The sequence below is a fragment of the Robiginitalea rubriflava genome (genome assembly GCF_052540725.1).
This window is the reverse complement of the sequence record NZ_CP199309.1, coordinates 2,182,000-2,197,042: the sequence shown is the minus strand read 5'-3', so window position 1 is coordinate 2,197,042 and position 15,043 is coordinate 2,182,000. Positions and strand designations below refer to the sequence as shown.

Here is a 15,043-nt window from a genome sequence, read left to right as displayed (position 1 = left end):
GTTATATATAAATATAAAATGAATATATGATTATTATTTATAACTTAATAACAGTATATTATGCTATTATGTAATATATAAAACCTGATTAATGTGTATTCGGGTCAAACTGTAAGTTGTCCAAATTTTAACGACTTTTTAGAAAAAGGCCTCACAAAAAGACCGTAGTTTTAACAAATCAAAAATTTTATCATGAAAAACATCTTAACACTATCCTTCATTGCCCTTGCAATGATTTTCACCACCAATACCCAGGCACAGGAATTCAGCGGCATGGATAAAAGCCCACTTGATATTGCTTCTTTCCCCAGCAGCTACAGGGTATCAGACAAAGCGGTCCGCATTACTTACAGCCGCCCTCAGTTAAAAGGAAGGGCAATGGCTGACCTGGCACCTGAGGGACAGGTATGGCGAACCGGAGCCAATGAGGCACCGGAGATCGTATTCTACAAAGACGTCAATTTTGGAGGGAAAAACATTCCGGCAGGAACTTATTCCCTGTTTACTATCCCAGGACGTTCCGAATGGACTGTAATCCTCAATAAAAATTTAAACCAGTGGGGCGCCTATTCCTATGATGAAGGAGCCGATGTAGCCCGGGTAAGTGTACCTGTGAACGACGACGCCGAGTCCCTTGAGGCATTTTCCATCGCCTTTAAAGAAGTAGCCGATGGCGTACACATGATAATGGGATGGGACAAAACACGTGTGGCAGTACCCATTACCATGTAAGCATTCGTTTTATCCAACTTATTCAAAAGCAGCCTGCAGGCTGCTTTTTTATTTACGGCTAAGGGGTTAAGGGACTTATCACTCCTCTTCTGTGAAGTGATTTCGCCCAATCAGGAACTCCACCCTCCTGTTGCGCCTGCGCAATTCGGCCGTGGTATTCGGGAACAATGGCTGCCCGGCCCCGTATCCCTTCCATTGGATGCGCTGGGGCTCCAGCCCTATTTTTTGCAGAAACCCGGCCACCTCCAGACAACGCAGCTCAGATAAGCGTTGATTGTAATCCGCATTGCCCCAGTTGTCCGTATGACCGCTTAAGGAAAGGGTAAGGCTGGAATCCTGACTCAGAAATTCATAGAGGTTACGGAGTTCCCTTTCCCCGGACTGGCTCAGGCGATGTGTATCAAACTCAAACAGCAGCGAATTGAAAACCTGGGTGCTGTCCAGGGAATAGGTTTTAATTTCCCGGGCTAAGGGGTCCGAATCGGCAACCGCCCTGCCGCCTCCCGTTGGCTGCAGGCTGAAATGGTCAATATAGTAATAGGCCCCCCGGCTTGCATTTTTCTTTCGTTTTGTTGTACGCGTTTTTTTATTGGTCTTAAAGTTTCCGATGGACAGGTGTCGCTCAAAACCTTTGGCAACAAAAGTCGTTTTGACCTGCAACCATTCTTCTGTGTCATTTACGTAAGTGGGATAGCCCACTTCCTGATAGTGGTATTGATTTTCCGAAATACTGTACCAATGTTTTTTGGAAAGGGTCTTACGGGTCAGAAAATCCAGAGGTTCCTGCGAAAAGAGCAGCCCGAATTCGCGCAGAGCATAATCCGATCGCTCCGCAAGGCTAACCCAGAATGAAAGTTCGTATTCCACCCCTTCTGTCAGGGTAGACAACAAACGGGTCTGCAGGTACTCCCGATAGTCTTCCGGGGCATAGCCATAAAACCCTGCATATCCGGCACCTTCTATTGCCGGTTGTTCTCCGTTGAAATTTTCGGGCGTCCCCATGGGCCCGCTGCAATTGTGAAAATAATCGGTGGTACCCAGGGTTGGGGTATTCCATTCGGGTACATCCCTTTCAAAATTTCCAAGCTGGGAAGGACACTCTATAAGGGTCTCAAAACCCGGATTGGGAATCAGGTTCTGTGCGTTTAAAGAAAAAATCGAACACATAAAACCCAGCGTCCACAGAAAACAATATCTGGAATTAGCTGTTTGCATATCTCTATTGCCTGATCGCAAGCCATACAAACTTAAGAAAAACAGCCTCCGGACCCCTTAGCTGGCGATAAAACGTCAAAAAAAGCTACAGAAGGACCTAAATCATAGGTCAAACTTATAACTGATCCCGGCCAGGGCCTGGAAACCCTGCACCCTGAAATTTGCCCAGCGCTGATAGGAATTATTAGCGATGTTGCTAAAACGGGCAAAGATTGAAAGCTGTTCATTTAAATGGTAGCCTACATGGGCATTGGCATCAAAAAAGGCATCCAGGTTGCGAATCACAAAGGAAAACTCCTCCGGGCTGAGCCCTGCCTGGGCAACCGCCTGGTAATCTTCCCGCTGCCCGATATAAAACAGGTTCGCCCCCATATACCACTGCTCTCCTATCTGGTAATCCAGAAAGAGGGAGCCTTCAATATCCGGCAGGTTCCAGGCCGGGTTGTCCGTTTCGGTATCGTAATCGTAAATGGCCGCATTGAGCCCAAGGCTGAAATTCCGGTTAAATGAAAACTCCAATTCCCCAAAAACCCCCAGGGTTTTCAGATCGTCATAAAAAAGCCTGAATGAATTCCCGTAATTGTATCCCTTCTCGTCTGTCCTGGACTCATTGATGGGATTCAGATAGAACAGGGGGCGGAAATTTTCGGCTGTATAAGATCCTTTCAGGTCATAACTCAGGTTGGGGCTCAGCTGGCCCCGCAGGCCTGCATAGGCCTCATACTGCCGGTCTGTGGGCATTACCATGAGCGTAGGGGAAACATATGGGTTCTCCTGGCTGAAATCGTAATAACTGTTTTGCCGGAGTTCCCCTTCTACCCCCCCGTAAACAATGGCCATTTCGTCTAGCAGGGCATAAGAAGCCCGGACCACCGGATAGATATAAAAGTTATTTTCGTCGTTCTCCGCGTCAAGGCCATAAACCAGGCGGGCCCCCAGGTGAATCTTCAAATCATCCCGCAATAACAAGAGGCTGGGGTGCACCCCTGCCTGAAAATACCTGTAAGCAATTGGCGCATTATTCTGCAGGTTATTGAGGTCGGCGTTTTCAAAGCTGCCGTCCACATAGTCCAGTTTAAGCCCCAGGGAAAAAGTCTCTTCCGTTATGGGAAACTCCAGTTTGGGATTTACTATTAAACGGTTTTCTGCAGATTGCACCCCATCCCAAAAGTGCCTTGCCAGCAGCGTGGCCTCTTTGAGGTATGCATCCTCAAAGCCCAGTTGTCCCTCCAGCTGTGCATTGAAATAATCCTGAGATTCATCAATGGCGGAAATGGTTGCCTCATCGAAGCCGGCTTCAGGAAGACCGTACCAGTTGTATCGCCTGTGTTCCAAGCCACCTCCTATGCTCCACTGCATATCCCGGTCCCTTTTAGAATAGGTCAGGTCCAGGCCCGTATTGTAAAAATCCGTATCCAGCACCGTATTGTCTATCTCCCCTCTGGAGGAATGGTGGTTCAGGCCTACGTCGAGGCGCTGTGCCCCGCGATCAAAGCCTTTACTGCTGTAAAAATCCAGCAGGGCATTGTTGTAATTACCCAGGCCAACGGCCGCATAACTATTGAAGATTTTTTCCGGAGCTACCTTTTTAACACTGGCCGCACTCCCCTTTGCAGGGGTAAAGGTGGAAGCCACAGGCACTGAGAAAATGCTGTAGCGAATGGGCTTTTTCTGAAGGATAATTGAATCATTCAGGCTGGGTAGTGTTTTTATTTTGAAGGCATCCGAGACTGAAGGGGTGTATGGGCGCACCACAGTTACCGTTTCGGTACCCAGTTCATCCTCCTGCGCAGTTGCCCCAAAGACCATGAGCAGTGCCGTGCAGAGGAGTCCTTTTTTTAATGCAGATATCTTTCTAATTCTCATCTTAATTCTCGTTTGGGTTAACCGACGAATTGCGCTCTGCCTCTTTTGCCTTGATCCGATTCAGGACCTCTTTGGCCTCGTCTGTAATTTCCGGGTAGGCGGTGAAATTCGAAATCACGTTTTCCAGGATGTAGGTTGCCTGAAAAGCATCTTCCAGGTCAGCAAAATTCCGGGCCATCAGGATCAGGCCCTTGCCCCCCCACCTTTTGTAGGCCGAAAAATCTTTGGCCAGGCGCTGAACTGCGGTATTAGACCCTTCGAAATCCCCATCCTGTCGCTTGAAATACGCACTGTAATAAAGGGCCTCGGCTGCAACTTCTCCTGTCCCGGTTTCGAGCACTTCATTATAAGCCCCCCGCGCGCGTTCAAAATCTTTCAATTCCATGGCCGACCGGGCAATCATAATGCGGGCGTCGCTTCTGATCCGGTTATCGAGGGCCGGACTGCCGAGAACCTTCTCGGCATAGGCCAGCGTTTTCTGATATTCCTTCCTTCCAAAGTAAGCTTTCATCAGGTTGGATTGAGCAAAAGTTCGGTTCTGCGGGATGTCAGCTGTATTTTCGAGCCGCTCCAGGTAGGGCATTGCCTGGCGATAATCATCCCGGGATACCAGGATTTCGCACACTCTGGTAAGGGCCTGTTCTGCCGTTTCCCCCTGCCCCGTATCGGCGGCGTATTTAAAATGGGGCAATGCCTTTTCGGCTTCACCTTCTGCAAACTGTATTTGAGCCAGTTTAAAATGTACTTCTGTACTGTGGATGCCTCCCGGGAATTGCTGCAGATATTTTTCAAAACCGCGGGCTGCAGCATCTTTGTTTCCTTCAATCCATTGTTTTTCCGCGGCCTCATAACTGGCAAGCTCCAGTTCCTGATCGCTCACCTCCACAAAATCGAGACTGCGAACCCAGCTGGCGTACTGATCTACCTGCCCTAAATCCATATAGATGAGCTTGGCAGTGGCCACGGCCTGAACCGCATCCGCCGTATTGGGATATTTGGCTGCCACCTCTTTAAAAACCTTCAGGGCTTCCTGGTTGCGATTGCTATTGTAATAAATGAGACCTTTGCGCATCAATGCAGAAGGCAGCAGCGAACTCATGCGGTATTCCCGCTGCAATTGATCGTATGCGGCAATGGCCTGCTGTTCCTGCCCTGACTGTACATAAGCATTGCCCAATTCGAAAAGGGCATCATCCTTAAGGGTAGACCTGGAATAGCTGTTTATAAAATCCTTTAGCGCCTGTATTTTTTCATTGCCCCTGGACAAAAACCCCAAAGACATGGCCTTCTGGTAGGCAGCGTAGTCCTGCTCCGGACTATTGGCCCGCAAGGCTTTATCATAGGCAGCTATTGCCTGTTGATAGGAACTACTTACAAAATAACTGTCGCCAAGGCGCATCCAGCTATCCGTTTTGGACTCTCCGGAAGGGCCGGATTCCGTGAATTTTTTGAAATAGGCTATGGCATTGGAATAATCCTTCAGTTTGAAATACGTATAAGCCAGCTGGTAATCCAGACTTTCGAAAACCCCCAGATTGCGGGCTCCGGGAAACTGTTGCACCTGTACATATTCGGTAAGTGCCAATTCAAAGTCATTAAGGGCATAAGCGGTTTCGGCCTTCCAGTAATGGGCCCTGGCTTTAAACAACTGATCGTCTCCCCTGCTCAGGGATTTGCTGAAAGCCTCCTGAGCGGCAGGGTAATCTTCTTCCAGAAAGAGCTCCAGGCCCCTGTAAAAAGCTACTTTCTGATAAGTTGTATTACTGGCAAACCCCTTGTTGGCTTCCAGTAATTCCATAGCGCCTTCAAAGTTTCGGGAGGTAATATAGGAATCCACCAGCAGCTCCTGTATTTCCTGTTGGTATTCATCTTTGGGATAGCGTTCCAGATAGCTGCTCAGTACCTGGGGTACCGGCTCATAGGCATTGCCAATCTCATAGCTGAGACGGGCGTAGTTCAGCAAGGCATCTTTGCTGATTTCGGCATTGAATTCCATCTGGGAAGCATTGCGAAACGCATTGAGGGCTTCCTGTTTCTTCTCCAGCTTCAGGTAACATTCCGCCAGATGGTAATAGGCATTCTGAGCCACGTCATTCTGCCCGTTTATAATCTTATTGAATTGCTGTATGGCATTGGCAAAGTCTTCTTGCTTGTAATAGGCATAGCCCAACTGATAATAGTCCGTATTGCTCCATTTGCCCCTCTTGCCTTTGTAGTCTTCCAGGTAAGGAATGGCATTGCTGTACTGGCCCAGGTTAAAATAGCTTTCCCCGATAATCTTGTTTAATTCAGATACCTCCCGCCGGTCCGATTTGGGCAACTGGTTTTTGGCCTGTGCAATGGCCTCCTCAAAATTTCCCAGTTTGAAATTCATATCTGCCTGGTAGTAAGAGAGTTTCTCTTCCAGCACCTCCTGGTCGGTTATCTGATCAAAACGCTCATTGGCCTGCTCGTAATCATCCTGTTGGTAGGCGATGTAACCCAGGTAGTATTTGGCCTGAGAGCCATAGAGTGGTGAGTTGCTTACCCGGTTCAGGTAACGCTTGGCCTCCTCGGGTTTACGGGAGGAAAACAGGGCATACCCCATATTAAAATCGAATCGGGTCCGGTCTTTTCTGGAAAGAGAGCTTTGGTCTACCTTCCCGTACCACTTCATGGCGTAGGGGTAACGACCATTTTCAAAATAATAATCGGCAACATCCATAAAGGCGGAATTCCGCTTTACAGATGTAGGGTAGCGTTCCACAAAATCTTCCATCAGCCGGTCTGCCCCCAGTTGGTTCAGCCTTACCGCGGCATTTGCAACATAGTAGGCGCTATTTGCTTTGGTTTCCGGGTCCGAACTTTGCTGCAAGACCTTCTCAAAAAGGGTCTGGGCTGCCTGATACTGTTTATTATTGTAAAGGATAAGGGCGTCCTGATAGGTTTTCTGCTCGTGGGTGTACACAATGGATTCCTGTGCGAATCCCATACACAAGGAGCCGGCAATAGCCAGCAGGACGGTGAATTTCTTTCGCATAATGTTCTCTTGGCGTTGAAGAATAACCGAATTTCACTTAATAACGTCAAATGTGGCTGACAAGTATGCAGCTGGTTGCGAATTAAGGGAAATTTATGACCTTATGCATTTCATTCCGTTGGAACTTATTACTTTTATATCAACAAAAAATGCTATGCCCGAACCCGTTCTGTCCCTGAAGGAAGTCGCAGTTTACCACCAGGAAAATATGGTGCTCAATGATATCAGCCTCGAAATTCAACCCGGGGAATTTGTCTATCTGATCGGGAAAACCGGCAGCGGGAAAAGCAGTTTTATGAAGACCCTCTACGCCGATCTCCCACTTAAGGAGGGTAACGGGAGGATCGTAGGGTTCAGCCTCCGAACTCTTCAGGAGAAGGATATCCCCTTTCTGAGAAGGAAGCTTGGGATCGTCTTCCAGGATTTTAAACTGCTGCCTGACCGGAATGTCCATAAAAACCTGGATTTTGTTCTTAAAGCGACCGGATGGAAAGACCCGGAAAAAATCGGAAAAAGAATTGATGAAGTCCTGGACAAAGTTGGGATGAAAACGAAAGGATTTAAATTCCCGCATGAATTATCCGGAGGCGAACAGCAGCGTATTGCCATCGCCAGGGCATTGCTCAATGACCCTGAGCTGATACTGGCAGATGAACCTACCGGGAACCTGGATCCACAGACCAGTGTTGAAGTCATGAAGGTGTTACAGGAAATCAACAAGGCTGGCAGAAGCATCCTGATGGCCACCCACGATTATGCACTGATCCTGAAATACCCTTCAAAAACACTGAAATGTGATGGAAACAAGGTATTTGAAGTGATTCAGAAGGCCGGTTAATCATTTTAAGCACCCTTGCGGCCTGGTGTAAACTCACAAACTCCCTGTACTACAAGGCTCAAATACCCATTAACCATGAGAGATAAAAGGGTCTAGACAGAATCTGCTGAGGCATTGAAATCAGTCCCGAACTTTTTCACTAATTTGCGGGGCAAAATGAAATATAAACCATGGAAGTACTTGGAATTGATGTAGGCGGATCGGGCATTAAAGGTGCCCTCGTACATATGGAAACCGGTGAAATGCTTACGGAGCGTTTCAGGATCCCGACGCCCAAATCCAGGAAACCGGAAGAAATGGCCGATGTGGTTGCCCAGATCGTAAAGCATTTCGATTATAAAGGCCCGGTGGGCTGCGGTTTCCCCTCTGTTATCAAAAAAGGGGTTTGCAAATCCAAGGGCAACCTCCACAAATCCTGGGTTGGCAAAGATGTTGCCAAGCTTTTCGGAGAAGCCTCAGGAAATGATTTTACAGTGATTAACGATGCCGACGCAGCCGGGTATGCCGCCATGAACTACGGAATCGGAAAGGACATGGAAGGCTTTGTGGTGATGATCACCATCGGGACCGGACTGGGAAGTGGTGCTTTTTTGGACGGTCGGTTAATTCCAAACTTTGAACTCGGGCAAATCCCCTATAAAAAGTATTCTAAAATCGAAAGCTGGGCTGCGGCATCGGCCAAGGAGAAAGAAGAACTGTCCTTTAAAAAATGGGGGAAGCGCTTCAACAAATTTCTGGAACTGGTTGAACTTTTAGTGGCTCCGGACACCATTATTCTCGGGGGAGGGACCTCCAAGGATTTTGAAGAGTACAAGGAGTACATTACCATCGAAACCCCGGTAATTCCTGCCGGACTGCAAAACCATGCCGGAATTATAGGGGCGGCAACCGCCTGTCTGGTGGACCACCCCGAGCTTAACGAGGCCTGATCAATCAGCCTTATTGCGTTTGCGATCAGTCTCCTTGAGGAAAATTTTACGCAGCCGGAGGTGTTTGGGAGTTACCTCCACATATTCATCCTTTTGTATATATTCCAGAGCCTCTTCGAGCGAAAATTTAACGGCAGGGACAATTTTGGACTTATCGTCAGACCCGGCGGCCCGTACATTGGTCAGCTTTTTGGTTTTGGTTACATTGACCACCATATCGTCTCCACGGGAATTCTCCCCGATAATCTGCCCTTCGTAGATATCTTCTCCCGGATCGATAAAGAAACGACCCCTTTCCTGTAGTTTGTCTATAGAATAAGGGATGGCTTTTCCATTCTCCATGGATACCAGTGATCCGTTCTGCCGTTGCGGGATATCCCCCTTCATCGGCTGGTATTCTAAAAAACGGTGGGCCATAATCGCCTCCCCGGCAGTAGCGGTAAGCAGTTGGTTCCTCAGGCCGATGATCCCACGGGAGGGGATCACAAATTCACAAACCATGCGGTCTCCGCGGGCTTCCATTTTCGTCATTTCCCCTTTGCGCAGGGCAACCATTTCAACAGCCCTGCCGGATACTTCCTCGGGCAGGTCTATGGTCAGTTCCTCCACCGGTTCGCATTTTTGTCCGTCAATGGTCTTGATAATAACCTGTGGCTGCCCGATCTGCAATTCGTAGCCTTCCCTTCTCATCGTTTCAATGAGCACGGAGAGGTGAAGCACCCCGCGACCGAATACCATAAACTTGTCTGCACTGTCTGTGGGTTCTACCCGCAGTGCCAGGTTTTTTTCCAATTCCCGTTCCAGCCTTTCTTTCAGGTGCCTGGAAGTAACAAACTTTCCATCCTTCCCAAAGAAAGGACTGTCGTTAATCGTAAACAACATACTCATGGTGGGCTCGTCTATTGCAATTGAACCCAGGGCTTCCGGAGCCTCGGCATCTGCAATAGTATCCCCGATATCAAAACCTTCCAGGCCAATAAGGGCCCCGATATCTCCCGTTTTAAGGGTTTTTACCCGGGTCCGTCCCAAACCTTCGAAGGTATACAACTCCTTGATCCTGGACTTAATCATTTTTCCATCCCTCTTGACCAGCGTGATCTGTTGCCCTTCGGACAACGGGCCCCTTTGCAGGCGGCCAATGGCAATTCTCCCGGTAAAGGAAGAATAGTCCAGGGAAGTAATCAGCATCTGGGTGGTACCTGCCTCCGGGTTAAAGGTGGGAATGTGATCCAGCACCATTTCCAGCAGCGGAGCGATATTGTCGGATGGAGTTTTCCAGTCTTCAGACATCCAGTTTTCCTTGGCAGATCCGTACACAACCGGAAAATCCAATTGCCATTCCTCAGCCCCCAGTTCAAACATCAGGTCGAAAACCTTCTCATGCACCTCTTCAGGAGTACAGTTGGGCTTGTCCACTTTGTTGATCACAACACAGGGTTTGAGGCCCATACTCAGGGCTTTCTGCAAAACGAAACGCGTTTGCGGCATAGGGCCTTCAAAGGCATCCACCAGTAAAAGCACCCCATCAGCCATATTGAGCACCCGCTCCACTTCCCCGCCGAAATCGGCGTGGCCGGGAGTATCAATGATGTTGATTTTGGTATCCTTATAGGATACTGAGACGTTTTTGGAAACGATGGTAATCCCGCGTTCGCGTTCCAGGTCATTGTTATCCAGGATAAGTTCTCCAGTCTGTTCGTTCTCCCTGAAGAGCTGACAGTAATGCAGAATCTTATCCACCAGGGTGGTTTTCCCGTGGTCTACGTGGGCAATGATTGCAATGTTTTTGATATCGGCCATAGTGCTGATTTTGAGCGCGCAAAGATAGGTTAAAATACCTCAGCTTGTTCTGCCCGCACCAAAATAAAAACTGGCTGAAGACCCTGAAATGGAAATACAGGCTATTTTATTGTTTATCAGATAGGTAAGACTAATTCTCTATACGGCTCTTTTCGTCTTCCAGACCCGTTTGCCGTTTCCGGGCTCTTTTGATTTCGCTGCGGCCAAAATCATAGGTGAGAGCAAAAGCGATCTGCCTGCTGTCACTTCCCCCGCTCCCGTCAATAAACAGGTCTCCGAATTGGGTGGTCCCCTTCCAGGGGACGGTGTAGAGCAAATCGTTCAGGGCCAGGCGGGCTGTGAGCTTGTCCTTGAAAAACTTTTTCTGGAAAGCCAGGTTTAAAGACCCCAGGGCTGCAGTCTGATAGGTCCCACCCCAGACAGAAGGGGAACTGTACCACCCGGAGAGTTCCACCCGCAAGTCTCCCGGCAATGTAAATGTGTTCTGTACATAGGCGCTCAGGGTTTCCTGGGTTACCGGTAAAAATTCCGGGCTTGTAGCCTGATAATCGTTGATAAAAGCATTCAGGCTCAGATAGAGGTTCCACCAGGGCTTTAATTGCTTGGGGTATGAGATGCCCAGGTTAATTGTTTCCAGTTCCGCCACATTCAGGGTTGTCAGGGAATTCTGGGTATCCCCTTCTGCTACCGTAACCTGGGCGAAGAAATCGGTTACCTTACTGTAGCTTAATGAGGTGGTCAGACGGTAGTTGTAGGTATGCGACAATTTCAGGTTGTCGGTATATTGGGGTTGCAGAAAGGGGTTGCCCTGGCGGGAAGACAATTCGTCTATCCTGTACTCAAAAGGGTTCAGGCTTACATAACTCGGACGTTGTATCCTTTTGCTGTATGTGAGGGCGAACTGATTCTTTCGGTTGAGCTGGTAGGTAAGCCCCCCGGAAGGAAAGAAATTGGTATAATTTCGTTGTACCCTATTATTAGCATTGGCCTGTTCGCTTAGCAGGTTTCCGTCTGAAACGGTGTTTTCCATCCGAATCCCTGCCTGCAGGTTGAATTTTTCCCATTTGTAATTATAATTGATGTAAGCGGCGTAAATATTTTCATTGTACAGGAAGCGGTTACTCTGATCGGTATCCAGTATTTCGTTCCCGCCCTCGATGCGATAAAAGTCAAAGGTATTATCGGTTTGTACCCAAGACAGTTTGAAGCCAAGGGCGAGTTTCCCTTCAAAGAGATTTTGTTCGTAATCCGCTTTGACCGTCACAATGTCTATATCTATTGGGGTTTCTTGGCGGGTATTGCGCTGAGAAATAATCTGGGTCTCCTGCCCGTTGAAATACACATTGGGTTGAAAGGCGTTACGGTCGCTGTTGTATTTTCCGTAATCCAGGTCAATATTCAGGGAGTACCCCAGGGTATCTGCATATCGGTAATTAAGGTTTCCATTTACATTGTAAGACAGGTTGGAGGTGCGGTTATTGGCAACCAGAACACTGTCAAATTCTGCGCTTCCCACAGGATAGATTGGGGTTCGGGAATTACTGATGCCATAACCGTTATTGAAATTCCCGTTGAATATGGCACCAACGGTATGTTTTGAGTTCACGTAATAATCGTATCCCAGTTTGACGTTATTTGAATTCTGATCAAAAGTACTGCGGGTTCGGGCATCAAACTGAGTGCCGGCCTGGGTGCGCAACAGGTTCAGAAAGTTAGCACTCTTGCCAAATCGGTTGCTGTAAGTCCCGTACAGATTGCCTTTCTTTCCGCGGCTGTTAAAATTGACACTATTGTTATAGCGCTTGAAATTACCGATGGTCAGCCCGGAGGTAATGGTGCCATTGGTCCCCAGGCTTTTGTCCTTTTTTAGTTTGATGTTGATGATTCCGGCATTGCCCGCAGCGTCGTATTTGGAAGAAGGCTGGGTAATGATTTCCACAGATTCGATATCAGTGGCCTGCAGGCTCTGCAGGTAATTGATAAGGTCTTCTCCCTGCAGGATAGACAATTTCCCGTCTATAAAGAACTGCACCCCCGTTTTTCCTTCCAGGATCACGCCCCCATTGTTGTCAACAATCACCCCTGGAGCCTTACGCAGTAATTCAAAGGCACTGGAACCGGTGGCATTGATAGTATTTTCAACATTAAACACGGTCTTGTCTGCAAGTACCTGAATCATTGGTTTCTCAGCCACCACGGTAACCTCTTCCAGGTTTTCTGCTGCAGCCTGCATCTCCAAAATGCCGAGATCTGTAGTTTGTCCTTTCCATTCCAGGTCCTTTCGCGAGGTTGCGAAGCCCAACAAACGGATTTCAAGGAAGTATTCCCCGGGTGGGATTCCCTTAAATGTAAAGCGGCCCGATTCCTCAGAGATTGTAGCTTTTACCAGGCTGCTGTCCTGCACTTTATTAATACTGAGGGTGGCAAAAGCCAGCGGCTCCCCAGTGTCTGATATCAGTTTCCCGCTGAGTTGCTGTGCAGTTGCTACAGTAAGACTCAAAAAGCAGGTCAGAAAGATTACAATGCGTTTCATGAGCATAATTATTTCTCCAAATATCTTAAGGGTATCTCATTGTATTAAATGGATTTCGCCCAGTGGTCCTATAGACTGATGAATGGATCCCTGCCCATTCAACCCCTCATAGGGCGATTCGTCGATTTCGTATTGCCGAGGTCAGTTAGGCCTTCTAATTTTGATAAATATCAAATTGGGAGGAGCTTTCTGTAATCGGGCGGCAGCTGATCCGAAGCCCTTCAGATCTTGCTAAAATCAGTTATAAATACAAAAGCGCACGGTTGTGGTGGGTATTTGAACAAAGCAAATAATTGACTAATTTGGAAATCATGTCTGCGAAAAAAGAAAAACATATCCCACTGTCCCGGAATGAAATACTCTGGATTGCACTATTCTACTTTGTTTTTGCCTTCCTCTACCACATTACGATTAAGTTCAACGGGTATGGACGGGATGTAAGTCTGTTTGACCATCTGCTGAACCCGGTAAATTTTGTACGCACCTCGGGGCTTCATTACTTCTTATTTTTTCTGGCCTCCATCCCTATCTGGTATTTGGTTTTTGTAAAGCTGCGAACATGGTCAATGCGAAACCGCATTTTAATGACCCTGGGCTGCCTTCCTGTATTTGTTCTGAGCACCCAGCAGGTATATTATGTGATTACCGAATACCTTGAATGGGGACACCTGGGGGGAACCGGACAAGTTTGGGATATTTACATTCCGGCTTTATTCTACCTGATCCAATTTGGAATCCTTTATGCCTATGAACATTACAAAGAAAACCAACGCAAACTAATCATAGAAGGGGAACTGAGGCAGGCTGCTCTCCAAAGTGAATTAGCAGCCATTAAAGCGCAGCTGAATCCGCACTTCCTCTATAACGTATTCAATACCATTAATGCCTCGGTACCGGCTGAAAATGAGCAGACAAGGGCTATGATAGCACAATTATCAGACTTGTTCCGATACCAGTTACAAGCCTCCCAGACAGACCTGGTACCGCTCAGGGATGAGCTGGAATTTGTCCGGAAATACCTTGATTTGGAAAAGGCCCGTTTTGAGGATCGCCTGAAGATAAATATAGAGGTTGCTGAATCCCTGATGGATGAACAGGTGCCCCCCATGTTGTTGCAACCCCTTGTAGAAAACTCAGTAAAACACGGGCTATCCAGCCTCATTGAAGGCGGATCAATCCACATATACATCTTTAAAGAAGAAGGTAAGCTTCGATTTGAAATTTCAGACACGGGTATCGGTATATCGGACAAGGCAGCCGCTTTTGATAAAGGGATAGGGTTAAAAAACACCCGTATCCGCCTCGCGAAGCGTTACCAGAGTACTCTGGAACTTCTCGATAACAGCCCACGGGGGCTAACAATCCGCTTTGCCTTATGAAAAAGGTAATCCTGGTAGACGATGAAAAGGCAGGCAGACAACTGATTAAGGAATACCTGCAAGGATTCCCCGAATTTATTTTGCTGGCCGAGGCCAATAACGGGGTTGATGCGGTCCGGGAAATCAATCGTTTTAAACCGGATTTAGTATTCCTTGATGTACAGATGCCGGGGATGACGGGTTTTGAAGTGCTTACCCACCTCGAAGAAATTCCAAAAATCATTTTTTCCACAGCCTATGACAAATACGCCCTCTCCGCCTTTGAAGTGCACGCAGTGGATTACCTGTTAAAACCCTATACACAGGAGCGCTTTGCTACTGCCATTGCCAAGCTGGAAAAAGGGAATGAACCAATGGCCTCCCTTACGGATAAACTGCTTATGGACCAGCCCAGTTACCCGGAACGCGTTCTGGTTCAGAAACAAAATAAATTGGTGACAGTCGCCGTCAGCGAAATTGACTGGATTGAAGCTTATGGGGACTATTCAAAATTGCATTCGGGCGATGAAACCTTCCTGAGCAACTATGGGATATCCGCTTTGGAAGAGAAAATGAATCCTAAACAATTTGTACGGGTCCACCGTTCTTCCATTATTAATTTAAGTTCCGTTCAGGAGCTCAAAAAGTACGGGAAGAGTTACGATATCCGTATGCGAAACGGAGAACGCGTACGGGTAAGCCGTGGTTATCTGGACCGCATCAGGGAGTTAATTTTGTAGCGGGGAAGCTCAA

Annotated in this window: 10 protein-coding genes; 5 read left to right on the top strand and 5 right to left on the bottom strand. The window is 47.6% G+C overall.

What is annotated here, in order from left to right; translation table 11 throughout:
- The first annotated feature begins 192 nt into the window (after positions 1–192).
- Positions 193–732, top strand: coding sequence for a DUF2911 domain-containing protein (locus ACT6NU_RS09980; RefSeq protein WP_445381526.1), 540 nt, complete (start codon positions 193–195; stop codon positions 730–732).
- 78 nt (positions 733–810) lie between these two features.
- On the opposite strand, the gene ACT6NU_RS09975 is transcribed toward ACT6NU_RS09980, so the two are convergent.
- The 3 genes from ACT6NU_RS09975 to ACT6NU_RS09965 all read right to left on the bottom strand — a co-directional run bounded on the left by ACT6NU_RS09975 (position 811) and on the right by ACT6NU_RS09965 (position 6,832).
- A complete protein-coding gene (locus tag ACT6NU_RS09975) occupies positions 811–1,899 on the bottom strand; it encodes an OmpA family protein (protein ID WP_445381525.1) in 1,089 nt (362 codons plus the stop codon).
- Between the two features lie 150 nt (positions 1,900–2,049).
- Entirely contained in the window at positions 2,050–3,813 is a 1,764-nt protein-coding gene (locus ACT6NU_RS09970) for a TonB-dependent receptor (protein ID WP_445381524.1), read from the bottom strand.
- A gap of 1 nt (position 3,814) precedes the next feature.
- On the bottom strand, positions 3,815–6,832 hold the full coding sequence (locus ACT6NU_RS09965; RefSeq protein WP_445381523.1) for a tetratricopeptide repeat protein: 3,018 nt from the start codon (positions 6,830–6,832) through the stop codon (positions 3,815–3,817).
- Positions 6,833–6,986: 154 nt separating this feature from the next.
- On the opposite strand from ACT6NU_RS09965, the gene ACT6NU_RS09960 reads away from it, so the two are divergent.
- Together ACT6NU_RS09960 and ppgK are read left to right on the top strand one after the other, a co-directional pair.
- The gene (locus tag ACT6NU_RS09960) at positions 6,987–7,670 is read left to right on the top strand and encodes a cell division ATP-binding protein FtsE (RefSeq protein ID WP_445381522.1); all 684 of its coding nucleotides are present in this window, start codon (positions 6,987–6,989) and stop codon (positions 7,668–7,670) included.
- Between the two features lie 170 nt (positions 7,671–7,840).
- The gene (gene ppgK / locus ACT6NU_RS09955; protein WP_445381521.1) at positions 7,841–8,599 is read left to right on the top strand and encodes a polyphosphate--glucose phosphotransferase; all 759 of its coding nucleotides are present in this window, start codon (positions 7,841–7,843) and stop codon (positions 8,597–8,599) included.
- Here ppgK and typA read toward each other — a convergent pair whose 3' ends face one another.
- Both typA and ACT6NU_RS09945 read right to left on the bottom strand, forming a co-directional pair.
- Complete coding sequence (gene typA / locus ACT6NU_RS09950; RefSeq protein WP_445381520.1) at positions 8,600–10,399, bottom strand: translational GTPase TypA; 1,800 nt, start codon at positions 10,397–10,399, stop codon at positions 8,600–8,602.
- 130 nt (positions 10,400–10,529) lie between these two features.
- On the bottom strand, positions 10,530–12,932 hold the full coding sequence (locus ACT6NU_RS09945) for a TonB-dependent receptor domain-containing protein (protein ID WP_445381519.1): 2,403 nt from the start codon (positions 12,930–12,932) through the stop codon (positions 10,530–10,532).
- 311 nt (positions 12,933–13,243) lie between these two features.
- Between ACT6NU_RS09945 and ACT6NU_RS09940 the strand changes: the two genes are divergently transcribed.
- Both ACT6NU_RS09940 and ACT6NU_RS09935 read left to right on the top strand, forming a co-directional pair.
- Positions 13,244–14,311 (top strand): sensor histidine kinase, encoded by a 1,068-nt coding sequence (locus ACT6NU_RS09940; protein WP_445381518.1) that lies wholly within the window; start codon positions 13,244–13,246, stop codon positions 14,309–14,311.
- Positions 14,308–15,030, top strand: a complete 723-nt coding sequence (locus tag ACT6NU_RS09935; protein ID WP_445381517.1) for a LytR/AlgR family response regulator transcription factor — start codon at positions 14,308–14,310, stop codon at positions 15,028–15,030. The genes ACT6NU_RS09940 and ACT6NU_RS09935 overlap by 4 nt, the downstream gene beginning before the upstream one ends.
- Positions 15,031–15,043: the final 13 nt, after the last annotated feature.